The sequence below is a fragment of the Burkholderia cepacia complex sp. TUM26381 genome (assembly GCF_057439935.1).
On record NZ_CM172006.1, the window covers coordinates 1,016,035 to 1,040,075 of the forward strand.

Sequence of the window (24,041 nt, forward strand, 5' to 3'; positions counted from 1 at the left end):
AAGGTGCGGCATGCGGCGATCGTCCGGCGGTGCGTGACGGCCTGCCGATGCGGCACCGCGGCCAGCCGCACACGCGACTGCAAGCGATGCCGCCCGTGCGCGTCAGAAGCCGTGCGTCACGAGCGACAGGACCGACAGGTCGGGGTGCGTACCGTCGATGATGCTCTTGCCGATGTGCACGGCTTCGTGCACCGCCTCGTCGAGGCTCGCGAAGCTTTCTTCGCCGTCCGCGTGGAACGGCACCGCGTGGTCGGGCAGTGCGGGATTCACGCCCGGATGGCACACGTAGCCGGTGTAGGTGTAGCGGGTGTCGCTGCCGGGCACGGCGGCCGGCACGACATGGATCTCGAAGCCTTCGTAATCGACGTGTTCCGTCGCGCTCGGCAGTTCGGTCATGGCGATCTCCGTGTGCCGCGCGCAGGGGTGGCGCGTGCGGCATCGAGTACGCGGCGGCGTTTGTGTCGCCGTGTTGAACGAATTCTAGGCGATGGCGGGGCGGGCCGGGAGGCGTCCGGCGCGGTACGGTCGCGCGTTCCGTCCCGACTGACGGCTACGCGCGCGGCGGCATCATTGCTTGCAGCGTGCGTCCTTGCGCTGCACGACGACGATCACCGGATACTTCTGGCCGTGGTCGAGTTCCACGCGCGCAACGACGCTCAGCGTCGCCGGGTCGGAATCGTCGTACACGCTGACCTGTTCGTTCCGCAGGTAGGTCACGCCGGTGCAGTTCGACGTGCGTCCGTCGTCCGCCACCTTGCACTGTAGCTCGTTGTCCTTCAGGTAGTTGTAGGGTGACGGGCTCGCGAGATATTCGCTCAGGCCGCGCGGCGAACCGCCGACGCCGGTCACGTATGCAATCGCGCATGACGCCGGCGCGTCGCTGCCGGAGGCGGTGTCGGCCGCTGCATGCGTGCTGACAGCGGCCAGCACGGCGACGAGCGACGAGACGATGAAGGGCTTCATGACGTGGATTTCCCGTTTCGCGAATCGGAGCGCGGGATTGTAACGGGATCCGGCGCGGCGCGTCGGAACGTGCGGGGAAGGCGCACGGATAAACAAAAACCCCGTCATTCTGCAAATGGACGGGGTTGGGTGTGCTTCCTGGCGGAAGCGGTGTCCGCTAAGGATTAATACCTGGAAAGGGTTCTGGCGGAGCGCGTAGAGACAACCCACCAACCAACCCGCCAAAAAAATGGCTGAGGTAGCTCTCCTTGCCTGACTGACCTGTTTACGGCACCGTAAACGATCAAATAAATCTACGGGGATCGCCAAACATGAAGTGTCCGCATTGTGCCGTTGAAGTGCACCCGGCATTAAAAGAAGAACAGGTGAGCCGTGGCCCAACTTGGTGGAACAAAATCGGATTTCACCAATGGGCGGTTATACATATGACCTGTCCCGCTTGCGACGATGCAATTATCTTCTTGCACGGTCAGGCTGCCGAAAAGCGTCCTGAAGTTGGTCCAGTCCTTATATATCCCAAGTCTTCCGGACGTCAGCGAGCGCCGACTGAGGTCCCGGCACATATTGCAGAGGATTTCCACGAAGCGTGTGCGGTGCTGCGTGACAGTCCCAAAGCCTCCGCTGCATTGAGTCGACGGTGTCTGCAGCTAGTGCTTCGTGAGAATGGCTTCGCGCAGAAGGATCTAGCACCGGCAATCCAAGCGGTACTAGACGCGAAAATCCTTCCCGCAGCGTTGGCCGATAACGTAGATGCGATCCGCAATATCGGGAACTTCGCTGCGCACCCTATGAAGGATTCAAGCACCAACCAAATTTTGCCGGTCGAACCACACGAGGCTGAATGGAACCTTGATGTGCTCGAAGAGTTGTTCGATTTCTTCTATGTCCAGCCGGAAAAGGCACGGCAGCGGCGAGCTGCACTCGACGCAAAACTTGCTGCCGCGGGTAAGCCGCCGATGAAGTGAAACCGATGCAGTCGCAGGCACGCTGCGATCAGCGGCGGTTTCATCAATAGGTCGGCATCACTCGATGAGCAAGATTGATGGCTTGGTGAGGCGGCTTTGCGCTCGGGGGGGCGTAGCGCGAGCCGCGAGCAGTCTCTCGACTGGACGGCCGCGTATGCGATCGACCGGTTGCGGGCCCAAGACTTGGCGCCGCAAATGATCGGTCAGCGATGGGTTAGGGGACCGTGATAGGGGGAAGCCATGTTGTCGTCAAATCGAATCGATCGCGAAGCGTTATACGAACAGGTTTGGTCAATCCCAATGATCGAACTGGCAAAAAAGTTCGGCGTTTCTCGTCCTACTATCAAATGGGCCTGCGAACAACTGCATGTCCCGCTGCCGCCACAGGCCTACTGGATTCATCGTAAGCGAGGCCATCTTTTGCCCCAGTCCGATCTGCCGTCGTTAAGCCAAGGCGAACCGCGGTCCATCGCTGTCACCGAGTTGATCGAGCACGAAGCGCCAAGGCGACTGCGCAAGCAAAACAGATTGAGAGGGCAGCGAGATGCCGATCGTGCCAGGCGCGCAATTGACGAGCACATCCAGTACGAGGAACTGCTGTTTGAGGTCGAATCGTGGAATCGCGCCGAATCCATCCGTCGATACCTCGCAGAGCTTGATCGCCAAAAGCATCTTGGCGCTGCGCCATCGACCGACTATGAGAGTTGGTGCAAATGGGCTCGGGGTGTCGCCGCGGAACTCGACCCGATAGAGCGTCGCCTTCAACGCGGCGTAAGTTAAGTGGCGCATTGTGCACCGTGCTGCAAAGCGTTGCAGGGTAACGCCTCCGAAGAGTTCGACACAAACTTTCGTCGATCGATTTGTCGCGAAACGGTGCGCGAAAATGACTATCAAATCAGTTGCTTGCGCTGCTTTTCGAGCGCGCACGGTCCGTGCGTCATATCTGTGCCGAACTGAAAGGGTAATCTGTTCCTGGTAGGACCGAGAGGAGGGAAGTTGTGAGCGACGAAATTCGGTTCGAGAGAGGGGCTCTATACGAGGAAGTGTGGACCGATTCGGTCAGCACTGTATCGAAGAGGTATGGCATGTCTGACAATGGCTTGCGGAAGATCTGCCAGAAGTTGGGGGTACCGTTGCCACCTCTTGGTTACTGGGCGAAGCTGCGCGCCGGCCAGAAGGTCAAGCGGGAGCCATTGCCACGTCATGATGGACAGACGGTGTTCTACGCTCAGCCGGAAGCCTATGCCCGCCGCGTAGCGGAATCGGCAGCGGAGGCGGGTAACCGTGAAAGCATTGAACGGGAGGAGGCACGACCAGAGAGTCGGATTGCACCAACGGAGCACGGTGAGTGGCGCCATCGCCTCGTAAGGGCGTTGTCCAAGCGCTTGGCCGAGGTCGATAGGCAGATTGCGATCGAGAATGAACCGAGCCGTAATCCGTCTGGGCAGCCGAGATTTCACGCGGTCGAGTTCAACGTTACCAGGCCCGGCGGGGTATTAGATGTCGGGCCGGGCTATGTGTTGATTTCCACCGAATCTTGACCCACCGTTTTCATCTAAATCTGACCCACCCCGAGACAGCGTAGTACATCTATTCCGGTGTGGATAACTCCTCACTGCCTGCTGCTTTTGCTGCTCTTTTTCTGGTTGCCTTCGCCTTGGCAGAACTGGACTTGAAGCGCCAGGATTCATTGCCCGTTTCGACGATGTGGCAGTGATGGGTGACGCGGTCCAGCAGCGCCGTCGTCATCTTTGCGTCCCCGAACACGGTCGCCCACTCACCGAAGCTGAGGTTGGTGGTGATCGCGACACTCGTGTGTTCATACAGCTTCGAGAGCAAGTGGAACAGCAATGCGCCACCGGTCTGGCTGAACGGCAGGTAGCCCAGTTCGTCGAGGATCACCAGGTCGACGTACATTAGCTTATGGGCGATCTGGCCTTGTTTGCCGATGGACTTCTCCTGCTCCAGTGCGTTGGTCAGCTCGACGGTCGAGAAGTAGCGCACGCGCTTGCCATGGCGCTGCACGGCCTCAATTCCGATCGCTGAGGCGAGGTGCGTTTTGCCAGTGCCGGGGCCACCGATGAACACGACGTTGTGTGCGCTTGCGAGGAACGACAGGTCACTGAGTTCTCGAACCAGCGCTTCGTCGACGTGCGCCTGCGCGAAGTCGAAGCCCTTCAGGTCGCGGTGAGCTGGGAAGCGAGCGGCGGTCATCTGATAGGCGATCGAGCGCACCTGTCGCTCCGCCGTCTCAGCCATCAGCAACTGCTTCATGAAGCGCTCCGGGTCGAACTCCGTGTGACGCGACTGCGCCAGCAACTCTGGCCAGGTGCTCGCCATGCCATGCAGTTTGAGCCCCTTGAGCTGGGCGGCGATGTCGTTAGACATGACGGTCCTCCGGTGGGTTGGCACGCAGGGTTTCGTAGCGGCTCACGTCGGCGGCCGGCTCTTCGGTAAGCTGGAGTTTCGTCGTCGCGAGGTTGGTGCTCGTGGTGGGTGCCTTCAACCGGCTCAGCACGTTCAGAACGTGCTCCCCACTAGGGCGTCCCGAGTCCAGCGCTGCCTGCACAGCAAGCAGCACGGCATCGAGTCCGTGTTCGCGCACCGCGGCGAGCACCTGCGTCATGATGCGATCACCTCCCGGGTGCTTCAGTAGGTGCCGCTGCAACTGCTGCAGCGGCTGTGGCATCGTGACGAACGGAGCACCGTTGCGCAACGCGCCGGGTTTGCGTTCGACCAGCGTGATGTAATGGCGCCAGTCGTAGAAGGTCATGTGCCGCTCGAAGCTGCGTTCGTGGCGTGCGATCTCCTGGGCGTCGGCGACGACGCTGAGATATGCCGGATAGCAGCGCACGCTCACCAGCTGGTTCGTGTACTCGGTGGGCACGCTGTAGCGGTTGCGCTGGAAGTGGATGAGGCTGGTCGACGACACCCGCAGCGTCTGCTCGACATAGCCGTCGAACGGGCGTGGATTGGGCATCAGCCTGGTGCGCTCGTCCTGCAGCACGTCCTCGACCGTCAGCTCGGGCCACTGCGGGTGCCGCATCTGCCAGGCCTGACGACACTGGCCCGCGACCCATTCGTTCAGAAGCTCCAGCGTTTCCCAGCGTCGTAGCGCGGCCTCGTGCCAGATCTGGCGGCGCCGGTCCTGCACGTTCTTCTCAACGATGCCCTTCTCCCAGCCGGCGGCACGGTTGCAGAATTCCGGCTCGAACAGGTAATGGCCGCACATTGCCTCGAAGCGGGCGTTGACCGCGCGCTCCTTGCCGCGGCCGACCTTGTCCACGGCGGTCTTCATGTTGTCGTAGATGCCGCGGCGCGGAACGCCGCCAAACGCGGCGAATGCGCGGGCGTGCGCATCGAACAGCATCTCGTGACTCTGGGTCGGATAGGCGACCAGCCAGAACGCCCGGCTGGCATTGAGCTTGACGTGGGCGACCTCCAGGCGTCGCCGCAACCCGCCGATGAAGGCGTATTCGCAGCTCCAGTCAAACTGGAATGCTTCGCCGGGTTCGAAGGCCAACGGTACATAGGCCTTCCTGCGCGGGGCTTCAGCCTGCTCCTCGTGCCAGCGTCTCACGAAGGCGCTGACGCGGCCGTAGCTGCCGGCGTAGCCCTCGCCGCGGATGGCCTCGAACATGAACCGCGCCGTGCGCCGGTCACGCTTCGGGCGATGGCTGTCCGCCCGCAGCCAGCCCGTCAGCTGCGCGGCCCACTCGTCGACGACGCTCGGGCTGACGCGCTTCGGGTACTTCGGCTCAACGGCATCCGTTTGCCGAAGCCAGCTGCGCACCGTGTTCCGGGACAGGCCCGTGCGCCTAGCAATCTCGCGCAGCGGGACCTTCTCGCGGAAATACATCCGCCTGATCTTGGCCAATATGCCCACCGTGATCACCTCTGTATCCCCTGCTCAAAGATTGAGCAGGGCATTCAATCACGTGGGTCAAAATTCGATGAAAATTACTGCCTCAGGTGGGTCAGTTCTGCGTGGACATCAACAGGCAATGGCTAGCATGGGCCCGAGCATCTTGCGATGCCCTCGATCCGATATTCTCTCGGGTATCGAGAGCGAACCAGGAGACTTAGGTTATGGACGTGCGAAACGACCTGGTAGGAGACGATCGGGCGGCGGAACTGGCGCGGCGACAGGCACTGCGAGGCTCACTTGATCAATGGTGGGAGCGCCTGGAGGCATTATCGTCGACCTGGGACCTTGAGACGGTCAAGCATCTAGTGGTGCTGAACGCAGCAGGTTTTGCCGGTGTTGCAACACTACTGGCAGGCGGAAAATTACCGCAACCGAAATGGGCTGGTGCGGCGCCGTTGCTTGGATATGGACTCGGTGTCGTTTTTGCGATCGCCAATATGTATCTCGCCTCGGTGGGCTACAGCAGGATGCGAGAGGAAGTCAAAAACCGGATTGTTGCGGTTGGTGACTTATCTCAGCAAGTCGATCACGTGTTCGACCGTCTCGCCGGCGGTCGGCGCTTCAATATCGCGGGACAGGCATGTGGATGGAGCAGCGCGATGCTTGCGGTTGCGAGTACGGTGATGATCGGCGTTAGCCTCGTCAACTAACCGGCATATCTGATGAGCGATACGAGCAAGTTTGATAGCTTGGCGCGAAGGCTTCGCGCTCGTGTGGAGCGGAGCGCGAGCCGCGAGCAGTCGCTCGACTGGAAGGCCGCAGGTGCGATTGACCATCTGCAGGCTGAATGTGCGAGGTTGGTGGCCGAAACGCGATCATTGCGGAGAGATGTGGGGGAAGTAGAACGACATGCCGCCGCTGCGCCCGCGCAACCTCTCACGGATGTCGGAGTTACAGAAACACGTCCAGCGGCGACGGCGCACGCTCTTGGCTTGCAAGAAGCAGCCGATTTGCTCAACGTCTCGTACTCAACCGTTTTCGCGAATAGGCGAGCCCTGGGCTTTTTCCAGGTTGGACGCCAATGGCGTATATGGCCGGAAACGCTGCGGGAGGAAATGGAACGGCGCACCAAGAAACCGAGTTCCAGGGCTCCTGCCATTGATCCGTATCTGCCGGCTGATCGGATCCCGCCGCTTCGGCCGCATAGTTTGTCGCCGTCCGCGCGCCAGGCGCAGAAGGAGTTTGACGCGTTACTCAAGGCTCACAAACAGAGAAAAAAGTGACGATTCATGTATCCAAGCTCGAGGCCGCGCGACGCCGACTGCGCACGTCAATTCGGATGTTGTTCGACGTGACGGATCGAGTTGCAATTCACACACCGATGGGTGTGGCCTCCGTTCTTGCCGCAGATCTGGCCGCGCATCACTATCCGGGCGAGCAATAGGAGCGTTCATCAAAGCGTTAGGAGCGCAACTGCTCGCATTCCTTCAGTGCGGCTGCACGTCGCTCGTCGATGTAGTTTGCCAGGTCCTGGATGTGAACACCCTTCGCGCATTTTTGCGACCTTTCCATCCGGATCAGGGGGAGTGGAATCTCGCCGGCGGAGATCTTTCGTACGAGCGTCTGCACCGTCATCGCGCCGAAGTAGTCCCTGCAGACGAGCTCGATTGGGACAATCGCAGTCGCGTTGTACTGCGCCATCAGTAAGAAGACCGTATTCATGGGAACCGGGACCTCGCAGTTATCAGTTGCCCTCGGCGCTTTCTGAATTAGGGGTTCATATATCAACGCATTTGGGCACGTCGCATCTCCTCGCGCAAGAGATGCATGAGCCGATACAACTGTCCCTGTGCGCCGCCCAAGCCACCCTTGTTGGCAACGTTTTTGTCTGTGTATTGATACCACTCTTCGATGCGTTCGAGTGACTTGCGCAGTGCGCGGATCTCGAGGATGAGCCAGCGCACTTGAAGGTCTGTGTACTCGCGCCATAGGGCGCGCAGCTCGGCGTCCGTCGGAGCGTCAAACTCCGGAATTGCCGCCTTCATCCTGAAGCGTGGATCGGTGAGCGGCACACGGTTACGATCAATCCTCGTGCCCTCGATCGGCGTGCACGAGCCCAGGAATGCCGACCTCGCGTCCTGGTCGACCCAGAATTCAAATTCCGGTTTCGTGAGCTCGATGGGTGTCCTCAGGCGGCTCTTGTCGCCTTGGAACCCGTACTCCCAAATGTAAGCCCACTGCGGCTTGATCACGTCGCCACCACTGTATAAAAACACAGTGTATCGCGCGGTAAGATGGCGACGTCAAGTCGCAAAAATGGGGATTGCTATGGAAGGGCGTGCCGATAACGTTGACACCTACCTGTTCGGGGGCGGCATATCGATCGAGCACTATTTCGTACAAGGCGACGTTATCGGATATGTGTCAAACGGTCGGACGTTCGACTTGCATACTGGCGATGGTGATCTTCACAACGCCTGTCGGTCCCGGTTGGTAGAGCTTGGGGTGAGGGTGCTGCCGGAGCCGTGATGGCGATGCCGGTGCCGCGGCGGAGTTCGACCAGGGAGGAATCGTTCGATGTGCACCAATTACCGCACGCCACACGAAGACAACGAGCTCCGCGAACTTCGGATCGAGCCATTCAGCGACCTGTACCGCGACTTCCCGTGGAAGCCGGAGATCTACCAGGACTATTTGGTGCCGATCGTCGCAAACGTAGACGGAAAGCTCCGGCCGTTGGCGGCCGGCTTCGGTTTCTGGCCGCAGGCGCTCCAGAAAGCGAATGTCGAGAAGGCCAAGGAGCAGGGCCGGAAGCCGCCAATCATGCGCCGCACGACGAACGTGCGAGACGACAACCTCGGAAAATCGCCGTTATACGGGCCAGCCTGGCGCGCCGGGCGCCGCTGCCTGATCCCAGCCGATTGGATTTACGAGCCGTGCTACGTGACTGGGAAGAACGTATGGCACCGGATCGGGTTGGTCGACTGGCGAACGATGTGCGTCGCCGGGATCTGGCGGACGCTGACGGGCTCGGACGGGACTGAGTACCACACGATGTCGATGATCACGGTGAACGGCGAGGGACATCCGATTTTTTGCCGGATGCACAAGCCCGAAGACGAGAAGCGGGCAGTTGTGATCCTGCATCCGGACGACTATGAAGAATGGCTTACGACGTCGAACGTCGAGGCCGCACGGGCGATGCTCCAGTTGTACCCGGCTGACGACATGGTGGACGAATCCAAATAATTTTGACTTTATCGAATACATGCTTGCAAGTATGATGAATTGTGGGGTGATTCGATGATTTCTCTCGATTAGTATATTTTCGGGGTGAGTGGTGGATATTCTAAAAGAAGTAAACGATAAGATAAAATCGAATGCTGAGTGGGAGGGCGCTAAGGGCTTGCGCGCGGTCCTGGTGCATATCGAAAATGCGGAGCGGTATCACCGCAGAGCTAATGTTGAGCGTGATGATCATCTTTATACGGATGTAATTTATAGAACAAATCACGCATTCGAGGGAATACTAAAAGAAGCATATAGCGTCTTGGCCGGTGGGTCGGCGGATAGGATGACGCCAAATGAGATTGAGGAGTATTTGCTTGAGAATGACGTGTTGCCAGATAGGGTTGTGGAATTGCTGAAGAATTATCGGAGAAATTGGAGAAATCCGTCGACGCATGATTACCAGCTGTTTTTTTCTGAGCACGAAAGCTTTCTCGCGATAGTAACTGTGAGTGCGTTTGTTAGTATTCTTGTGGATCAAATGCTAAAGCAGGTTGCATATCGCGGGGGAGTTGAGGGATTGGAGGATGCTGCTGGTTTGGCCAGGCAGGAGGTCGTGGATTTCTTGTCGTTGAGGGCGATTGAAAAGGTTTGGCGCGCGTTAATCTCATTTGGCCAGCATTATGTTAAGAATTTTGGCAAAATGTCGCTTATGGATCGTAATTCAACGAATGCACAAATGGCGGCGTTCGTTACGAAGTTTGCGCCTGAGCTCGAGGTGCGTCAGGATGTAACTAGGCGAATAGGAGATCATTCGGCGACCTTCGATTTGATAATTCTAGACGGGGAATCTGAGGTTGCGATTGAAACGCGAGATCCGCGACCATATGATTTCGATGGCGGCGGCGTCGTTTTTGATGTGGCGATGGACCAGCTGGCGGAGCGCTTACGCTTGGTTCGACTCAAAGCTGGGGTGGTGTTTTTCTACCCGAATGCTGATACTGACGAGATGATTGCAATTACTGGAAGTACCGCTTGGCCAAGAGACCTTGTTCTGTGTGAAGTCCACGGTGGTCATAAGTCAGAGTATGATTTTGATGATGAAACTGGAGAGGCGGAAAAATGAACATTGACGAGGTGTTCCCATTTGTGGGGATGCCGATGGAGTTGAGATATTCGTTTTTTTCATATTTGAGAGATATGAATACGCCTTGAAATCATGTGGTTTCTTGGTTGGCGGCAAAGCGTGGTCCGATGGATGATGTTTGCGATTCCGCTGACCCAGAGTGTTACCTCTATCGCTATCTGGGTAACAGGTTTGTTGTTACCTTCCAGAGAGTGGGTAACACTTTGGGTAACAGTAGGTAGGCCAGATCCACTACATCACGGCGGATGCGTTTCCGGTTCGCTAGCGAAGATTCCGTCGCCGGGAAAGGCAAGACAGGAAAGCTTCTCGCGCTTCTTGCCTGTCTCCCGACAGTGGCGTGAGAGCGTCGCGAACGCGCTCTGATTCATCGCACGATCTGTTACCTGTTACCCAAATTTCAAACCCTGTAGCTGGTCGAAATCCGGGGGTTATTGTCCGCGCCCTGTCGATCCCCTGGATAAGGACCCGCCGCACCACCTCGGTGCGGGCGCCCCTCCGGGCCTCTCGCCTCGGCCACGCAGAATCCGGCTCCATCAAGCGATGGATGCTGTGGAAGCCGGCAGTGTTTTGGACGATCCCGCGATTACTGCGCGGCAGGCGTAGACAAAGTCACGCACAGCCGCGGCAAGGTTCGCGAAATTAACTTCGTTGAATGCGTGCATGACGCCCGACATGTCGGGATAGTTGAACGCTGATGCTCCGCCTGGAAAGCCCTTCCCGGCATTCAGGCTAGTCTCGATCGCGATAATGTCGGACTGACTCAATGCATCGCATGCGAAGGTGCCATTGAGCTCCGGAGTGCCAATACTGATCACGGTCAGCCCCCCTTGGAGGAGCGCCCTTGCTTTCTCAGCGTCGGTCAACGGCGGCTCGACGGGCGCACCGAAAGCCCAAGTACCATCGATTTCTGTTGCGATCCACCTCGGCTGCGGTTGCGGAGAAATCGACGAGATGTCCGCCATCGTTGCCACTAGGTCAGGGTGGAAGCGATCTGCGATCGGAATTTCGTCGCCGGCGCGCCAAGCAGCGATGCCAGCATTATTGAGCGGACCGTCTTCGCGATATGCCACCGGAAGAATGATCTCGACAACAACACCGTTACTGATTCGAGCATAGGTACCCATCACACGCCTCCGTATTCTTCGACGATCACAATTGCGTCACCACCCTTGCCGCCAGTGAGTGCTGCCGAGTTCTGTGTTTGGGAGGCGCCCCCGCCGCCGGCACCGTATCCAGCTGCTGGCTGGCCGTTCACCCCGGTATTCGTGGCTGGCGCACCCGAACCGATGATTGATGCCCCACCTTGGCCCGCGCCCAATGCGTTGAGCGAAGTAGCAAAAGCGTAACCACCACTCGCACCTGCAGTACCGACGATGTTTCCTCCGCTAGGCGCAGCACTTACCGTCACTGACGCCGGGGGGAACGGCGGGTTAGAGGGTCCGGCGCTCGTACCGCCATTCCCACCAGGTGCGGTCACCAGCGATCCGAAAGATGCGGATGCTCCGCTTTGACCAGTGGTACCCGATACGCCGTTCGGACCGGTAGGAGCGGTAACGACTGCAGTTGCCGGGACAGTCGATCCGGTTATCCACGCCTCCGCATACGCGCCAGCGCCGCCGCCGGATCCGATAGAAGCCTGTCCAGTGCCGGTCGCGGGCGCACCACCTCCAGCTCCACCGCAGGCCTGAACACGAACACGAAGTGCAGTGGTCCCGCTTCCCTTCGTCCAGGTGAAAGTGCCTCCGGTGTATGTGGTCACGTATAGCAAGCGACCGGTCGCTTGAGCGACCATCACTTTTATTGCGTCGCGGACCTGTGTGTAAATCGTCTTGTTCGGCGTCAGGCCGCCAGCGACCACGACGGCGCGTAGTTCTTCTTGGACCATGTTCATCCAAGATCCGCGCACGTTCGTGGCTGGCGTGCCCGCCACAGGATCTCCTTCGGTGAAGAATCCTTCCGCACCCGCTGTTTCAGGCGTGGGGAGCGAGCTCGCCGCAGTCGCGTCGTCAATTCGATACATTGTTCACCTCGACGTCGTGGCTATGTTCCTTGCTGTTTGCAGCGATACGCCCACAAGGTTGTCCGGCTTTGAGGCACTGCCCCCCCTGCGTTGCTTCGACCGGGGGCGGCGATGATGGCAGTTGCTCTTCGTCTTCATTCAATCGATTTCTCCTTTGCGCTCGATAGCGCCTGCTGAGAATTGCGGTCATCGTTGCTTCCTAATTTGAGGTACTGCCAACTTGTACGTTAGAACCCAGCGGGGGGAGGCTGTGGCTTCGCCCCCATCTAAGTCGTCAGGTTGGCGAAGTCACTCATGGACCGTGCTGCCGTCGACAAACATCGGTTGCAGAGCCGTCGGCTCCGGTAGATACGCCTCGGGTCGCATGGCCGTGATCGTCGCGGTCGTGCCGGTTTGCAGATTTCGCTGATAGGTCACTTCGCCAATGAGCCACGCCACGGGCCCGGTTCCCGACTCATCGGCCAGCTTCAGCTGCGGCAAGAGAATCGGCACCAGCGTGTTTGGCGTCCATAGCGTGCCGGCCGAATCCCGCCATGAATCCGTCGTGAGTGTCACGACGGCAGCGCGGCCATTGCGTCGATTCATCTCCCAGCTCGCGCGCCGCTTCGTCAGATCGGGATAGCCTTGGACGGCTTCGGCGAGAATTATCCGCACGCGCGGCCGCTTAACACCGTTATCAGGAACTTCAGTAATGAAGCCACCCGACGACCCAACATCCGAATACACTTGAACGGATTGGCTATAGGCCATGTACAACGAGAAGCGCTGATCCGAGGAATACTGGACGGTCGCGGCTTGCACGTTGATGCCTTGCTGAAACCCGCTTGCCGCGTGAACCGTACCGGCCTGCGCAAGCACCAGATTCCCGTCGGGCGCGTCATACACGAGCAGCGAGCTGTATCGGCTGATACGCTCAATGATCTCGTAGCAGGATTCGCCGAGAAACAGGTTGAACTGCGGTATTGCCGGCAGGTTTTTCACGTCGCATGAGACGGAGATCCCGTAGTAAGCCGAAAGCTTTGACGCTACGTCGAATGCAGATGTGCCGCTAATTTGACCGTTCGGCCACATCGCTGCGCAATCGACCAAGTCTTGGCACTTGCCGCGGCCGGCAACGCGGATCGTGTGGCTGTGCGCATCCATCGACGTGACATAGCGGTCGACATAGCCCGTGAGCACAACGTCCGCGCCAATCTTCACGACACAATCGTCGCCTGGCTGCACGACGACGCGGTCAAGCTGACCTGGATATAGTTCTGTCAAACCGAGCTCGAAGTCGCTCGGCAATCTTTCGACGCCTCTCGAAACTCTTACATCAGTCCATCCCGAGATCGACTGGCCACCGATACACAGAGAGATTTCGTCGTTGCTCAATTCTGTACTCCTATGCTGAATAGCTGGGTTTCTGCCGCCCGTCGCGCTGAATCCAGGGGTTCCAACCAGATTCGGCGTTTCCATTACGTCAGCAGATGCCGGTGTTGGCGCCCACCGCCGGCTGGGGCCCAGAGTTCAATCCCTCACTGCTCGGCAGACTGCTGCGCGCTGGAGATTTCGGCAGCCATGTTCATTTCATGAACTTCCTTCCATGGCCGGACACCGCCGGAATGGCCTTTGATTACGTACGGCTCAGCGAGAGCCTCCTCGATCGTTTTCATGCGAACCGGTGGGTCGCCTTGCATTTCCCGGAGCGGCGGACGGCCGCCGATGGGAGATCCTTTGATCTCGTATGGTTTGGCTGGCGGTTTCGGCGGTTGGAATTTCGGATGCACGCGGCATTTGCGCTCCATGTCGACGATTGGCTTAAGGGTTGTGGCGATGGCCTGCGTGTCGATGTCATCGGCGGGAAGTTGAAGGAGGTCGCTCCCTTCGATGGACGAGCCGCCAAACGCAATCGGGACGATTTTGGCGAGAGCAGGATCGACGACTTTTATCGCGCCGAGGTATTCCCGCATGAAACCGTCCGGAAGATTTGCGCTGATGGCCCGCGCTTGAGCTACGACCCTCGCCAATTGACCCACTGCGGATAGCACTTGCTCTGAGAAAACAGGAACGAGGTCCTTCGCCATAGCAGAGGCAGCTTTTTTGATTTCGGCGCGAGCAGATTCGATCGCGCCGTCAGCTGTTGCAGCTTCCGCATGAAGAACAGGCTGGATGCGCTCGCATCGTTCGAGCTCTGATTGAGCCGCCGACACTGCGTCGCGTGCCTTGTCGACCAGTTTCTTCAGTCGTGTCGCTTCCTGTTTTTTATCCGGGTCGAGAACTGCTCTCGTTTCCGCGAGCAGGTGCTCCTTCTCGAGGTCGGTGAGTCCCACGGTCGATAATTCGATTTCGGAGACGAAACGAGCTTTCTCCTCATGCAAGCGGCGCACCGCGAAGACGACGTTCTGTTGAGCATCGAGGGCGGCCTGAGCTTTTCCGAGAGCGGCCGTGACTTCAGGCGTAAGCCCGATCGAGCTTGCCAGTGATTGAACCTTTGGCATGGGATATATCCTTTCTTGGGGTGGGTGGTCGCAGTCAGCGAGTGGCTAAGTTCTGAGCGCGCGCCGCAACGCGCCGACGTTGAACCGAACTGATCGACCGAATTTTTTGGGCTGGGGCAGATCGCCGCTCTTCACCCTGCGATCGATGGACGATCGCGAAATGCCGAGGAGCGATTCGACGAACGCCGGCCCAACGTATGCTTCGTCGGTGAGGTCGGAAAATCGGGGAATGGCTGGCGTTACGTGGGCCGGCGTTAGGGCTTTTGACACGTCAGTTCTCCTGCGAGAATCTGACGCGGGCTGCTTATGTGGGAAGCGTCAGGATGTCTCGCGAACGTTGGGAGGCAACCTGACGATCATCATATGAAGGGGTGACGGCTAGCGCGAATACGTTATCGCGTTGACGTATCGGAGCGCTTCGACAATTCAACAAATCCGTCTTCGAGGAGCCAATTCGATACGGTTGCTCGTCCGCGACTCGTCATCGGTCGACCGGTTGAACTCAGATAGCGAGCCATCACCGATTCAAGAATTTCGTTTAGAACGCCGGTTTTTGTACGCGCTGTCGACGCATTTGCTAGGTCCAGCGCGTATTTTCTGACAGGCAGAATCTTTTTGTCTCTTGCGTCTACTGCAGTCCGGCCACTTTCCGATTTTGTAGTCTTGATCCCGGCTACACGCGCAGCGGCGAAGCGATCCGGCAACTCTGCGAGATACTCCAGAGAGGGCAGCACATGGCCTTGAGTTAGGGACGCAGACAGTTCACGAACGTGGTCGGCTATCTCTGATGTAGGGACGGCACGATCCGCAATGGATTCCTCGCATTTGATGATCGTCGCGTAGCAAGTGACGAACAGTGTCGCCGCCAGGTCCTTGAGTTGATCGTGAGAGAGGTTTCGAGCGTCGAGCATCGACCGATACGACAACCTGAGGCTGTCGATGGGGTTCGGTTTCATTTGCGCCTCTACACGCGCTCCATCAGACGAGATGCTGCGCCGGCGAGAGGATAGAGGGGCTCTCGGTATCGCCCCGTCGGGCTAGGCGCAGCATGGTCGATGAAGAGTTATCAAAATGGCGTTTACAAGCGCTTCGATTCACATGGGGTCATCTAGGTGATCGTCTGCGTGAGTGTCTTGAGGCGCCGATTCACCGCTTACCACCTGCCGCTTGCGGCGAACGTGGTAAGCCGTCAGAAGACCATGGGCGACCATATCGAGCGCCGGTTTCACGGTGCCATTCTTGTCAGTCCACACCTTCGGCGTGAGCGCGCCCGAGAGCGATACGCTGTCCGCGTCGCCGAGAGCGAGCAACGCAGTCTGTACGTCGTCGTTGAACGCGATCACATTCACGAATAGTGTTTCACCGTCGCCGGCAGTCGCGCGCACCTTGCATGTCACGAATCGCTTTCCGTTTTGTCCCGTCCCGATCTGGGCTTCGCCGTAGAGGCGGCCGCTTACCAAGCCATCGATCACCATTTACCCCCTGGTCGTGTGTCACGTCGAGCGGCGTTCTGCCGCATCCGCATATGATCCCATGCCCGTCAAGCTGAAGAAGCCCTCCATCGTCGCCGACTCGGGCTCGCGTGCGTCGATGGCACTCATCGATCGAACTTCCACGCCCGCTGAGCTGCTGTCTGCCGCGCCAGATCCTCGGAACGAGCGATCTGGAGGCGGTCCCGGAAATAGCTAAGGTCGGGAAGCAACGTGCTGATCGGCTGCCTCTCGATGCACATCACCATATGGTCATAGTCCGAATCTCGCCAGTGTTCCAGCTCCGCCAGCTCGTCGACGGCGATCAGGAGCTCACGTTGAATTGTCGCGAGTTGCTCCGGATTGATGCGAGGGCCCCACGGCCAGAACGGGGCACCGCTTTCCCGATCGATGAGCGCGCCTTTGCCGTCATCCGGCAGCGGCATTTTGGCGCTATCGCTCGCCAGCGCGCGGTTGTTGGCCCGATCCGCATATGGTCCGACGTGCTTCAGGTTGCGGGGGATCATCGCGCACCCCTCGAAAACTTGCGGACATTATCCTTTTTCACGGTTACAGCAGTTACAGCGGTTACGCATCCCTCATTCCCTTTATGGGTAAGGGTTTGGGCGTAACCGTGACCCTGTAACCGCGCAGAAGCGTAACCGCGTATCCGGTTACGGCGTACGTCATTTCTCGGGAGGTCGCGGTTACGGTGTGGCGCGGTTACGCTTATGCCGTTACGGCGAGCGCCTTTACTGGAAAGGCTTTCGCAACCTCGTAACCGAAGTAACCGCTGTAACCGCGATTTTTGATGTGTTGCGACAACCGATCCGTTCATTTCGATGCCTCCCATATCTTTGCGGTGAAGACGTAGACCTTCGTCGGTCCTTTGCCCGGCAGTCGTTCGGCGCGCTGCGCCCATCCATTGGAGGCCGGCCGGATCCAACTAGATTCAATCAGCGTGCGCGCCACGGTCTTCGGATCGAGGCCCGTGCATATCTCCCGCTTGAATACCTCCGGAAGTACTAGGTATTCGACACCGGTTTCCACGTTGCGCCGGAACCCGGCCCGGTTGATGGTCGGCCGATCGGATATTTCGTTGAGGTCGGAGAAGCGCGATTCCTCGTGCGCCTCGAAGAATGCCTTCACGTGCGACAGGATCGCGTCCTTTTCCTGATTGCCGGCGCCGCCTCGGCCGTCGAGCCAAACCGCGAAGCAGTCAGCAGCCGCACCCAGCGCGTCGCCCGCGCTCCAGTCGGTAATGCCTGCAGCGGTCGCGTACTCGCCGGCCAATCCGATCAGGGCGAACCGCTGGCAGACACGATGAGCCTGGCCGCTGGAATCGGCCGGCAGATTTCCATCAACAAACTGGCGGATCTCCTCCTTGAGCCAAGTTCCGATTTCATCGCGGTCGCGACAGAGCGCCTCGAGGAAGGCGACGGCCGCCGTGCCGTAATGATTCACGGCAGCTTCGTTGATCGCGGTCGACAGCTCGGCACCGCCTGCAACGCCGTGGAGGTGTTCGAATAGTCCGAACCCGGCACCCGCATCGGCCGGGATCTCGACCAGACGCACCTCTTGGCCGGCTTTCGTCTTCTTGCCGACCGATTGCAGGTGCTGGCTCAAACCGATCTCGCCCGCCGACAGGAACAGCAATTTCCAAGTTTGCCGTGCGCGTGCAGTGCCGGACCGTCCTGCACGTGCTTTGCCGCTGCCGTTGGCGAGCATGTAGGCGATTTCCCCGGCTTCGCGTGCATCGACCTGTGCGAGCTCGTCAAGCACGAGCAGCGTGTCATTGTGGAGCGAGGCCAGCCCCTCCAGACCGTTCGCCGTTGCGCGCCAGCGCTGCATGTATTCCTTGCCACCGAATACCGAGCACGCCGCTCGAAGCACCGTTGTCTTGCCAGAGGACGATTCGGCGACGAAGTTCAGGCCGCCGGATTCCTGCCCGGAATACTCGAGCATCATCGAAGCGAAGGCCGCAGACACGGACAGCAGGAGACGCGAGTTGCCGACGCAGAATCGCGCAACGCCGGCTTTCCAGTCGTCGAGCGTGCCGGACTGCGAATACGTGCGCATGATGCTCTCGGCCTGGAAGATCACGCGCTCGTTCGCCGCGCCGATCGTTCGATCGGGAAACACGAACGCGCCACCGTGCCAGCCAGTACGCGTGACGCACCGACCGCGTGCCTTCGGCTTGGCACACGTGACGTACTCGGTCAGCTTATTACGGGCCTTGTTGCCTGGCGCGATGTCGAGACCGAGCCGCGCAAGCTCGCCTCGCATGTCGGCTCCGTCCGATCGCAACATCTCCATTGGCATCGCCCAGACGTGCGGATGGCCGTCGGCGTCATTCCATTCGAGCAGGCGTCCCCAGTTTTCGGACGATCGGTCTCGGACCAATGCTCGCACATGCAGCGGTGAACAGATCCAGTGCGGTGTGCCATCGTCCTCTTCGTAGAATACGCCGCGTTCGGTTACGAGAAAGCCGGCCGGGACGTGACTGTCCGGCTCCGTGGTCGCGTCAGGCGCTTGTCGCTGGTCGACCGCGACGTCGATGCACCGCTTCACCGCGTCGAGGCTCTTGAGGCGATGCAGGTCGTTGAAATCGGATGCGCCGGCCGGACGGTCAGTGTCGAATACTGGAACGGCGAGCGCACCATCGACGGCACGCGCTGCAGCGGCCGCTTTGGTCATACCGGGATTGCCTGGCGTCTCGGTATCGTCGTCGGCGCAAATGATGATCGCCAACTCGGGGTAGCGGTCGCGCCAGGCCTTCGCCACGCTCATCAGATTGCCGGCGTTCATCGCCGCGGCAACCGGGTATTCGGTTGCCTCATGGAGCGTGCAGGCTGTCGCATAGCCCTCCGCGATGAGCAACGGGGCGCCGATACCGGGCTTCGCGCCGGTGGAGACGGCCACGAAGCACCCGCTTACACGCCCGCCAGTCTGGAACTGTTTCCCGCCAGAGGGCTGGATGTACTGGCTCGAATGATGCTCGCCGTCGATGTCCTGCAGCTTGACGACGAGCTGGTCGCGCAGTTGCTTTGCGCCGTAGGGCTTGATTTGCTTCGCACGGATATAGGCGTGGTCGGCATGAACTGTCCCGGCCTTCTCCCAGAGATTGTGTGCCTTGGCAGCAGCTTCCGTCTGGGTGCGTTGGTGGATCTCGGCCGCGACAGCCGCTTCGCGCGCGCGCTCAACTCGCCGGCGTTCGCTCTCGTCGGCCGACAGCGGGGTCATGGGCTCGCTTTCATGGTAGCCATGCTCGATCGCCCGCTTGAACAGACTGGCGATCGTGATGCCGCCCGAGCGAAACGATTTCCAGACCGATTTCGCATCGCTCTCGCTGTAGCTCGGCGCCGAGCGCGACCAATCGTCCCAGAAATCGAATCCGGCTTCGCCGAGTTCCGCTTTGATCGCCATACCCATTTGAACCCAGGTCTCGCGATCGTCGGCGGGAACGTGGCTCAGCGCTGAGCGGATACGTTCCTCTTCTACGTAAACGCTCACGCAGCCTCCTTATCTGTTGAGGATTGCAAATCTATTTGGATGTGAGGAGATCTGCTGGCCGAGAGCTCCGCTGTCAACCGAGTGCGCAGCTCGCAATCCGCCTCGCTTCCGATGTAGGCCAGGTGACCGATGACTTCGACCTGTTTCGCGATGCGATACAGTAGGCGCGCTTGTTCGTCATCCTGAAGAGATCCACATTTTTGTTTGTTGTCTCGGTCACATTCGATCAGGCCGCCCAAATCGGAAATGTGATCGCTGAGTTGCCAGGCTTCGGATGACGCCTCTTCTGCAGCACCAGCCAGATAACTAAGATCTTTGTCGGATGCCGCTTTCGCATCAAATCGAGCCCAGAAAAAGGCGAGAAGACCGGCTGCGTCGGGTTGTCGATTAGCCATGGCGGGCCTCCGAAGTCGCGACTTTCTGCATGGTGGCCGCGAAGCCACTCGCGATCTCTTGCCCGAGATTCGCCAACTGATACGCGTAGCAATCCGTTTCGAGCTCGCTGCGGATCGCATGGAACATCGCCTCGAGTTGCTCCAGTTGCTGGACAGCCGTCGACGCGAACGGCGTGGCCGGATGTATTTGTGCCACGTTAGCCATGGGACACCTCCGCACGGGCGCGACGTTCCTCGACACGGATTCGCGCGAGCTCGTATTCTTCTCGCAACATCTGCGTGAGCAAGGGAAGGGCGGTTTCGAACTGCTCTGGCTCGAAGTGGTCAGCATCGACCGACAGGCCGAAGATCGCACGACCGCTGATAGCACAGTCTCGACTTACGCCCGGGACTCGCAGGAACTTGCCCGCGTCGCGACTGTTGTTAGCCATGGGGCACCTCCGCGCGGACGAGTTCAGCCAGATTGAGCAAAGCGGTACCGAGGACGTCGATTGCATCGTTCGGACGGTCCGAAAGCGCGGCGTCCCGCAAGGCACGGCGGATGATTTCGAGAGCGGTCGAGTTCATGCGCGCACCTCCGTGGCATTGCGGTCGGCGCGGGCGGCAGCCTCGATGCGGCGCTTGAATGCGCGCTCGAATGCCGCGAGGCAGTCAGCGTAGGAGGGGATGCGGCCGAGGCCGGCGACGAGATTGTCGAACGTCGACCGACACCATTGGTTCGGGCGCGACGTGGGATGAGTCGCCAGCCAGTGTTCAGCAGCACGGGTGCCGGCAATTGCAAACAGATCCGGGCTGACGGTCAGCGTCGGTTTTGCTTGCCGACCGGTGCGCCAGGCGCTCGGAATAAGGTCGAACGGATCAGCCGACTGGGTGAGGGTATTCGGGGTGGCGGCAGCGAGCGCGCCGCCGGCGGTTACTCGCTGTCCGGCTCGATCGTCGCGCCGACCTCGCGCATCCGATTCAAGATCCGATCGAACGTTTCGGTATCCAGCTCGAGCCGAGCCATCGCAAAGAACAGCATGTGCATTCCCATGTCGCGACGATTGTTCGGATCCTCGGACAAATACCGACGCCACTGCCGGCCGTTCGCTAGGCTGAACAATTCGGCCATCTCGCCGCTGCTCATACCCAATTGCTCTTTGAGCCGTTCCAGATCCTCTGGCGAAGGGGGCGCGTATTGAGTCATTTTTTTTAGGCGCGTGCGGACGCGCACGAAGAAGGGTCTTCATGGATCATTCCTTTCGGAGTTTCGAACCACGCGGATTGCGCGGCTCTATGGGATGGAATTTAATACCCGTTGGGTACTTCGTCAAGTGGGAGTCGCTCGGGGTTTTCATCAGCGCATCTCCTTCGCATCGAACGCCCGGCCGGCGATCATCAGCGCCTGGACGAGCTCGGCGAGCTGGGACGGGCTGAGGGTGACGCCTTTCTGGCTTGGCCGGTATTCGCCGTCGTCGGCGAGATACCAGCAGCGCACGTCGAGGAACTCGCGACCACGGTACTGGCGTCGTTGGACGCGAAGGCGTTCCGATGCGCTACGGAGAACGTCGAGGAAGCAAGTCGAATAGTCGACGAGCGAGGTATCATTGCCTCGGGTCGTCTGGGTCGCGCTCTTGCCGGAGTCGCGGCCCTTTTCATTTTGGGTCGTCGGGATCGTCATGCGTGCGCTCCCGTAAGAACCGCACGCAGCTCGCCGACGTTCCAGCGGGCAGAGCCCCCGATCTTGCGGGGCTTGGGCAGTGCGCCGCGGCGGGATCGATCCCACGCGGTGGAGACGCTGCATCCACAAAGCGCCGCGACAACTTGCACGTCGACAGACGCAGCGTTGGGCAGGCTATCGAAGTTCCTGAGATTGTCTTTCGTTTTCATTCGCATCGACTCGAAAAGCGTCCGGGATTGGACGGGTCGATACGGATTTTTTACGCCGCGCGGGAAGCCGTGAACCCTAGGTGCGCGCTCAATGCAACCTCTGCGTGCGCTGATTTCAACGAGCGCGCACTGTGTAGCCTGAGCGCGCTCAGCGTCTTGACAAATCGAATTCTGAGACGTACCGGCGTGCCGTTCTAAACGCAACGGGAACAATTTTCGTGAGACGTTCCGCGGCGTCGTCCTTACTCTTGCATTCATTCCGGTGGTTTGACATCCACTCGAATGCGGCCTCCTTCAACGCTCGATTTTCGGTGTTCCGCGCATAAGCCGCTCTGCGCGCAATCTCGTTGATACTGGGCGACTCTTCTTCGTCACCGGCGGGGCGTGCCAAACCCATCGCGAGCCCCCACCAAAATGACGCATGTCCCATTTGGCTACATGCCCTCGTCGGCAGCCCGGCCAAGCTAGCAAGATTGGCAGAGTAGGCGTACCCGTACGCAATCACGATAGGAATTTCGATCAAAGGCCATGCGCCGAGTTCGCGCTTGCTCACGTGGGCAACGGCTTGATATTGCGATTCGAGTTCGGTGGCTTCGACGTCGTGGTAATCAAAGAGGTTATGGACCTCGTTTTCGAAATCATCTTCCGATTTTCCAGGAGCCATCGACAACCACAATTCCTGCAACTCGAGCATGATCTCCGTCGCTCGGTCGCCGGGCTTCTGAGCATCGCGCTCAAGATCGGCGAGGTTATTGTTAATGGTCATTGCCTTTCCTCGGTCAGTCCTGCTGCGAACTATCGCTCGTATCGCGATTGCGATCGATCGCTATGAACTCCGCCCAGTCAGCCATCATGCGACGCCGCTTTTCCAGTACATCGCCCCGCCAGTAGGCGGCCTCGGTCGCATCCGCCTTGATGTGTGCCAGAGCGACCTCGGCGAGCTCGCGCGGATAATTGGTGTATTCGCCAGCCCAGTCCCGGAACGTCGAGCGAAAGCCGTGAGGCGTCGCCTCGAGGCTCTGTCGACGCATCAGTTCCAGTAGGGCCATGTCGCTGAGCACGCTGCCCGACCGTGGGCTGGGGAACAAGAGATCCTGATCCTCATTTCGCTTGATCGCCTTGAGCAATTCAATGGCGGTGGACGACAGTGGCACGCGGTGCTCCTTCTTCGCCTTCATTCGCTCTGCAGGGATCGACCAGATGCCGCGCTTCAAGTCGATCTCGCTCCATCGTGCTCCTCGGGCCTCGCCAGAGCGCGCGGCAGTCAAGATTACGAATTCTAAGCAGCGAGCGCTAACGCCATTCGTTGCCCGCAACGCTTCCATGAACGTCACCATCTGGTCGATGGGAAGCGCGGGATGGTTTCGAACGCGCTTCGTCCGCTTCGGGGCAGATAGGAGCTTGTCGAGATTGCCACGCCATGAGGCGGGATTGGTTCCGTCGTCGCGGAAGCCCTTCACCTTGGCCCAGTCGAGGATCGCTTCGAGGCGGCCGCGCAGGCGTGATGCCGTTTCCGTCTTGGTTGCCCACATCGGCTCCAAGATTTCAATGACGTGCGCGCGCGCGATGTGCCTGACCATCAGATTGCCGATCTTGGGGTATGCGTACTCAGCGAGGGTATTTCGCCACTGGTCGCCATGCTTGGCATTCTTCCATTCCGGCGCCTTGGCCTTGATGAAGCGCTTCGCGGCTTCTTCGAAGGTCATCTCGAAAGCTTGGCTGGCTCGTAGTCGGCTTGCAATTTCTTTTCGCGCGAGTACGGGATCGATGCCGCTCGCAATTTCGTCTCGTGTGGCTTGGGCTTTTGCGTGAGCCTCCTGCAGACGAACTGCAGGGTAGGGGCCGAGGCCGATCTCGCGGCGCCGGTCTCCGACCGTTACTCGGAGCAACCAAGACTTTGTGCCGGTCGGACTGATTTGCAAGACGAGACCAGGAACACGTCCGACGGCATGCTTGCCCGGCTTCGACAGCTTCGATACGGCCAGAGCGCCTAGCTCAGTCGCTTTCCTCGGCATCGCATCGTTTCCTCATCAAATTCTCAACCCACCAACCGACCCACCGAAAACTTTACGATTATTCCGGATGGATCGCAACAATCTCGGACGATTTTGGTTTGATGTTTTG

Annotated in this window: 29 protein-coding genes; 7 read left to right on the forward strand and 22 right to left on the reverse strand. The window is 59.3% G+C overall.

Features of this window, described 5'->3' with window-relative positions; all coding sequences use genetic code 11:
* Positions 1-102: 102 nt before the first annotated feature.
* Together ACWMMN_RS04810 and ACWMMN_RS04815 are read right to left on the reverse strand one after the other, a co-directional pair.
* Positions 103-396 (reverse strand): hypothetical protein, encoded by a 294-nt coding sequence (locus ACWMMN_RS04810; RefSeq protein ID WP_059235588.1) that lies wholly within the window; start codon positions 394-396, stop codon positions 103-105.
* A 171-nt stretch (positions 397-567) separates the two neighbouring features.
* A complete protein-coding gene (locus ACWMMN_RS04815; protein WP_059235586.1) occupies positions 568-963 on the reverse strand; it encodes a hypothetical protein in 396 nt (131 codons plus the stop codon).
* Between the two features lie 311 nt (positions 964-1,274).
* On the opposite strand from ACWMMN_RS04815, the gene ACWMMN_RS04820 reads away from it, so the two are divergent.
* From ACWMMN_RS04820 to ACWMMN_RS04830, 3 genes are all read left to right on the forward strand, one after another.
* On the forward strand, positions 1,275-1,928 hold the full coding sequence (locus tag ACWMMN_RS04820) for a DUF4145 domain-containing protein (protein ID WP_486423033.1): 654 nt from the start codon (positions 1,275-1,277) through the stop codon (positions 1,926-1,928).
* A gap of 300 nt (positions 1,929-2,228) precedes the next feature.
* The gene (locus ACWMMN_RS04825) at positions 2,229-2,708 is read left to right on the forward strand and encodes a hypothetical protein (protein ID WP_486423034.1); all 480 of its coding nucleotides are present in this window, start codon (positions 2,229-2,231) and stop codon (positions 2,706-2,708) included.
* A 218-nt stretch (positions 2,709-2,926) separates the two neighbouring features.
* On the forward strand, positions 2,927-3,469 hold the full coding sequence (locus tag ACWMMN_RS04830) for a hypothetical protein (RefSeq protein WP_486423035.1): 543 nt from the start codon (positions 2,927-2,929) through the stop codon (positions 3,467-3,469).
* Between the two features lie 49 nt (positions 3,470-3,518).
* Here ACWMMN_RS04830 and istB read toward each other — a convergent pair whose 3' ends face one another.
* Entirely contained in the window at positions 3,519-4,316 is a 798-nt protein-coding gene (gene istB, locus ACWMMN_RS04835; protein ID WP_175223704.1) for an IS21-like element helper ATPase IstB, read from the reverse strand.
* Positions 4,309-5,787 (reverse strand): IS21 family transposase, encoded by a 1,479-nt coding sequence (istA, locus tag ACWMMN_RS04840; protein WP_233621336.1) that lies wholly within the window; start codon positions 5,785-5,787, stop codon positions 4,309-4,311. The genes istB and istA overlap by 8 nt, the downstream gene beginning before the upstream one ends.
* Positions 5,788-6,017: 230 nt before the next feature.
* Between istA and ACWMMN_RS04845 the strand changes: the two genes are divergently transcribed.
* The gene (locus tag ACWMMN_RS04845) at positions 6,018-6,506 is read left to right on the forward strand and encodes a hypothetical protein (RefSeq protein ID WP_486423036.1); all 489 of its coding nucleotides are present in this window, start codon (positions 6,018-6,020) and stop codon (positions 6,504-6,506) included.
* Positions 6,507-6,518: 12 nt separating this feature from the next.
* Positions 6,519-7,079, forward strand: a complete 561-nt coding sequence (locus ACWMMN_RS04850; RefSeq protein ID WP_486423037.1) for a helix-turn-helix domain-containing protein — start codon at positions 6,519-6,521, stop codon at positions 7,077-7,079.
* Positions 7,080-7,257: 178 nt separating this feature from the next.
* Here the strand turns inward: ACWMMN_RS04850 and ACWMMN_RS04855 are convergent, their stop codons facing one another.
* Positions 7,258-7,518 (reverse strand): pyocin activator PrtN family protein, encoded by a 261-nt coding sequence (locus ACWMMN_RS04855; protein WP_486423038.1) that lies wholly within the window; start codon positions 7,516-7,518, stop codon positions 7,258-7,260.
* Between the two features lie 62 nt (positions 7,519-7,580).
* Positions 7,581-8,072 carry a hypothetical protein gene (locus tag ACWMMN_RS04860; RefSeq protein ID WP_486423039.1) on the reverse strand — a complete coding sequence of 164 codons (492 nt, stop codon included), beginning with the start codon at positions 8,070-8,072 and terminating at the stop codon, positions 7,581-7,583.
* 301 nt (positions 8,073-8,373) lie between these two features.
* Here ACWMMN_RS04860 and ACWMMN_RS04865 point away from each other — a divergent pair, with 301 nt between their 5' ends.
* Together ACWMMN_RS04865 and ACWMMN_RS04870 are read left to right on the forward strand one after the other, a co-directional pair.
* The gene (locus ACWMMN_RS04865) at positions 8,374-9,045 is read left to right on the forward strand and encodes an SOS response-associated peptidase family protein (RefSeq protein WP_486423040.1); all 672 of its coding nucleotides are present in this window, start codon (positions 8,374-8,376) and stop codon (positions 9,043-9,045) included.
* A gap of 91 nt (positions 9,046-9,136) precedes the next feature.
* Positions 9,137-10,150 (forward strand): hypothetical protein, encoded by a 1,014-nt coding sequence (locus ACWMMN_RS04870; RefSeq protein ID WP_486423041.1) that lies wholly within the window; start codon positions 9,137-9,139, stop codon positions 10,148-10,150.
* Positions 10,151-10,704: 554 nt separating this feature from the next.
* Here the strand turns inward: ACWMMN_RS04870 and ACWMMN_RS04875 are convergent.
* The 16 genes from ACWMMN_RS04875 to ACWMMN_RS04950 form a co-directional block, all read right to left on the reverse strand.
* On the reverse strand, positions 10,705-11,295 hold the full coding sequence (locus tag ACWMMN_RS04875) for a hypothetical protein (protein WP_486423042.1): 591 nt from the start codon (positions 11,293-11,295) through the stop codon (positions 10,705-10,707).
* Positions 11,296-12,177: 882 nt separating this feature from the next.
* Positions 12,178-12,381 carry a hypothetical protein gene (locus ACWMMN_RS04880; RefSeq protein WP_486423043.1) on the reverse strand — a complete coding sequence of 68 codons (204 nt, stop codon included), beginning with the start codon at positions 12,379-12,381 and terminating at the stop codon, positions 12,178-12,180.
* A gap of 98 nt (positions 12,382-12,479) precedes the next feature.
* A complete protein-coding gene (locus tag ACWMMN_RS04885; RefSeq protein ID WP_486423044.1) occupies positions 12,480-13,565 on the reverse strand; it encodes a phage baseplate assembly protein in 1,086 nt (361 codons plus the stop codon).
* 143 nt (positions 13,566-13,708) lie between these two features.
* Complete coding sequence (locus ACWMMN_RS04890; RefSeq protein WP_486423045.1) at positions 13,709-14,671, reverse strand: hypothetical protein; 963 nt, start codon at positions 14,669-14,671, stop codon at positions 13,709-13,711.
* Between the two features lie 392 nt (positions 14,672-15,063).
* Positions 15,064-15,627: a hypothetical protein gene (locus ACWMMN_RS04895; protein WP_486423046.1), complete on the reverse strand. Its 564-nt coding sequence runs from the start codon at positions 15,625-15,627 to the stop codon at positions 15,064-15,066.
* 138 nt (positions 15,628-15,765) lie between these two features.
* A complete protein-coding gene (locus ACWMMN_RS04900; RefSeq protein WP_486423216.1) occupies positions 15,766-16,143 on the reverse strand; it encodes a single-stranded DNA-binding protein in 378 nt (125 codons plus the stop codon).
* Between the two features lie 125 nt (positions 16,144-16,268).
* Complete coding sequence (locus tag ACWMMN_RS04905) at positions 16,269-16,667, reverse strand: hypothetical protein (RefSeq protein ID WP_486423047.1); 399 nt, start codon at positions 16,665-16,667, stop codon at positions 16,269-16,271.
* A 307-nt stretch (positions 16,668-16,974) separates the two neighbouring features.
* Positions 16,975-19,653 carry a DUF927 domain-containing protein gene (locus ACWMMN_RS04910; protein WP_486423048.1) on the reverse strand — a complete coding sequence of 893 codons (2,679 nt, stop codon included), beginning with the start codon at positions 19,651-19,653 and terminating at the stop codon, positions 16,975-16,977.
* On the reverse strand, positions 19,650-20,048 hold the full coding sequence (locus ACWMMN_RS04915; protein ID WP_486423049.1) for a hypothetical protein: 399 nt from the start codon (positions 20,046-20,048) through the stop codon (positions 19,650-19,652). The genes ACWMMN_RS04910 and ACWMMN_RS04915 overlap by 4 nt, the downstream gene beginning before the upstream one ends.
* The gene (locus ACWMMN_RS04920) at positions 20,041-20,253 is read right to left on the reverse strand and encodes a hypothetical protein (protein ID WP_486423050.1); all 213 of its coding nucleotides are present in this window, start codon (positions 20,251-20,253) and stop codon (positions 20,041-20,043) included. Before ACWMMN_RS04920 ends, ACWMMN_RS04915 begins: the two co-directional genes overlap by 8 nt.
* On the reverse strand, positions 20,246-20,479 hold the full coding sequence (locus tag ACWMMN_RS04925) for a hypothetical protein (protein WP_486423051.1): 234 nt from the start codon (positions 20,477-20,479) through the stop codon (positions 20,246-20,248). The genes ACWMMN_RS04920 and ACWMMN_RS04925 overlap by 8 nt, the downstream gene beginning before the upstream one ends.
* Positions 20,472-20,615 (reverse strand): hypothetical protein, encoded by a 144-nt coding sequence (locus ACWMMN_RS04930; protein ID WP_486423052.1) that lies wholly within the window; start codon positions 20,613-20,615, stop codon positions 20,472-20,474. The genes ACWMMN_RS04925 and ACWMMN_RS04930 overlap by 8 nt, the downstream gene beginning before the upstream one ends.
* 346 nt (positions 20,616-20,961) lie before the next feature.
* On the reverse strand, positions 20,962-21,234 hold the full coding sequence (locus ACWMMN_RS04935; RefSeq protein ID WP_486423053.1) for an XRE family transcriptional regulator: 273 nt from the start codon (positions 21,232-21,234) through the stop codon (positions 20,962-20,964).
* Positions 21,235-21,384: 150 nt separating this feature from the next.
* Entirely contained in the window at positions 21,385-21,708 is a 324-nt protein-coding gene (locus tag ACWMMN_RS04940) for a transcriptional coactivator p15/PC4 family protein (protein ID WP_486423054.1), read from the reverse strand.
* Between the two features lie 357 nt (positions 21,709-22,065).
* Positions 22,066-22,683, reverse strand: a complete 618-nt coding sequence (locus ACWMMN_RS04945; RefSeq protein ID WP_486423055.1) for a hypothetical protein — start codon at positions 22,681-22,683, stop codon at positions 22,066-22,068.
* A 13-nt stretch (positions 22,684-22,696) separates the two neighbouring features.
* Positions 22,697-23,932, reverse strand: coding sequence for a tyrosine-type recombinase/integrase (locus ACWMMN_RS04950; RefSeq protein WP_486423056.1), 1,236 nt, complete (start codon positions 23,930-23,932; stop codon positions 22,697-22,699).
* Between the last annotated feature and the right edge of the window lie 109 nt (positions 23,933-24,041).

Excerpts from the sequence above, each read along its gene's own strand:
- ACWMMN_RS04810 (WP_059235588.1), bottom strand. The coding sequence starts at position 396 with ATGACCGAACTGCCGAGCGCGACGGAACACGTCGATTACGAAGGCTTC.
- ACWMMN_RS04815 (WP_059235586.1), bottom strand. The coding sequence starts at position 963 with ATGAAGCCCTTCATCGTCTCGTCGCTCGTCGCCGTGCTGGCCGCTGTC.
- ACWMMN_RS04820 (WP_486423033.1), top strand. The coding sequence starts at position 1,275 with ATGAAGTGTCCGCATTGTGCCGTTGAAGTGCACCCGGCATTAAAAGAA.
- ACWMMN_RS04825 (WP_486423034.1), top strand. The coding sequence starts at position 2,229 with ATGATCGAACTGGCAAAAAAGTTCGGCGTTTCTCGTCCTACTATCAAA.
- istB (WP_175223704.1), bottom strand. The coding sequence starts at position 4,316 with ATGTCTAACGACATCGCCGCCCAGCTCAAGGGGCTCAAACTGCATGGC.
- istA (WP_233621336.1), bottom strand. The coding sequence starts at position 5,787 with ATGTATTTCCGCGAGAAGGTCCCGCTGCGCGAGATTGCTAGGCGCACG.
- ACWMMN_RS04845 (WP_486423036.1), top strand. The coding sequence starts at position 6,018 with ATGGACGTGCGAAACGACCTGGTAGGAGACGATCGGGCGGCGGAACTG.
- ACWMMN_RS04850 (WP_486423037.1), top strand. The coding sequence starts at position 6,519 with ATGAGCGATACGAGCAAGTTTGATAGCTTGGCGCGAAGGCTTCGCGCT.
- ACWMMN_RS04855 (WP_486423038.1), bottom strand. The coding sequence starts at position 7,518 with ATGAATACGGTCTTCTTACTGATGGCGCAGTACAACGCGACTGCGATT.
- ACWMMN_RS04865 (WP_486423040.1), top strand. The coding sequence starts at position 8,374 with ATGTGCACCAATTACCGCACGCCACACGAAGACAACGAGCTCCGCGAA.
- ACWMMN_RS04875 (WP_486423042.1), bottom strand. The coding sequence starts at position 11,295 with ATGGGTACCTATGCTCGAATCAGTAACGGTGTTGTTGTCGAGATCATT.
- ACWMMN_RS04880 (WP_486423043.1), bottom strand. The coding sequence starts at position 12,381 with ATGACCGCAATTCTCAGCAGGCGCTATCGAGCGCAAAGGAGAAATCGA.
- ACWMMN_RS04890 (WP_486423045.1), bottom strand. The coding sequence starts at position 14,671 with ATGCCAAAGGTTCAATCACTGGCAAGCTCGATCGGGCTTACGCCTGAA.
- ACWMMN_RS04895 (WP_486423046.1), bottom strand. The coding sequence starts at position 15,627 with ATGAAACCGAACCCCATCGACAGCCTCAGGTTGTCGTATCGGTCGATG.
- ACWMMN_RS04905 (WP_486423047.1), bottom strand. The coding sequence starts at position 16,667 with ATGATCCCCCGCAACCTGAAGCACGTCGGACCATATGCGGATCGGGCC.
- ACWMMN_RS04915 (WP_486423049.1), bottom strand. The coding sequence starts at position 20,048 with ATGGCTAATCGACAACCCGACGCAGCCGGTCTTCTCGCCTTTTTCTGG.
- ACWMMN_RS04920 (WP_486423050.1), bottom strand. The coding sequence starts at position 20,253 with ATGGCTAACGTGGCACAAATACATCCGGCCACGCCGTTCGCGTCGACG.
- ACWMMN_RS04925 (WP_486423051.1), bottom strand. The coding sequence starts at position 20,479 with ATGGCTAACAACAGTCGCGACGCGGGCAAGTTCCTGCGAGTCCCGGGC.
- ACWMMN_RS04930 (WP_486423052.1), bottom strand. The coding sequence starts at position 20,615 with ATGAACTCGACCGCTCTCGAAATCATCCGCCGTGCCTTGCGGGACGCC.
- ACWMMN_RS04935 (WP_486423053.1), bottom strand. The coding sequence starts at position 21,234 with ATGACTCAATACGCGCCCCCTTCGCCAGAGGATCTGGAACGGCTCAAA.
- ACWMMN_RS04940 (WP_486423054.1), bottom strand. The coding sequence starts at position 21,708 with ATGACGATCCCGACGACCCAAAATGAAAAGGGCCGCGACTCCGGCAAG.
- ACWMMN_RS04945 (WP_486423055.1), bottom strand. The coding sequence starts at position 22,683 with ATGACCATTAACAATAACCTCGCCGATCTTGAGCGCGATGCTCAGAAG.
- ACWMMN_RS04950 (WP_486423056.1), bottom strand. The coding sequence starts at position 23,932 with ATGCCGAGGAAAGCGACTGAGCTAGGCGCTCTGGCCGTATCGAAGCTG.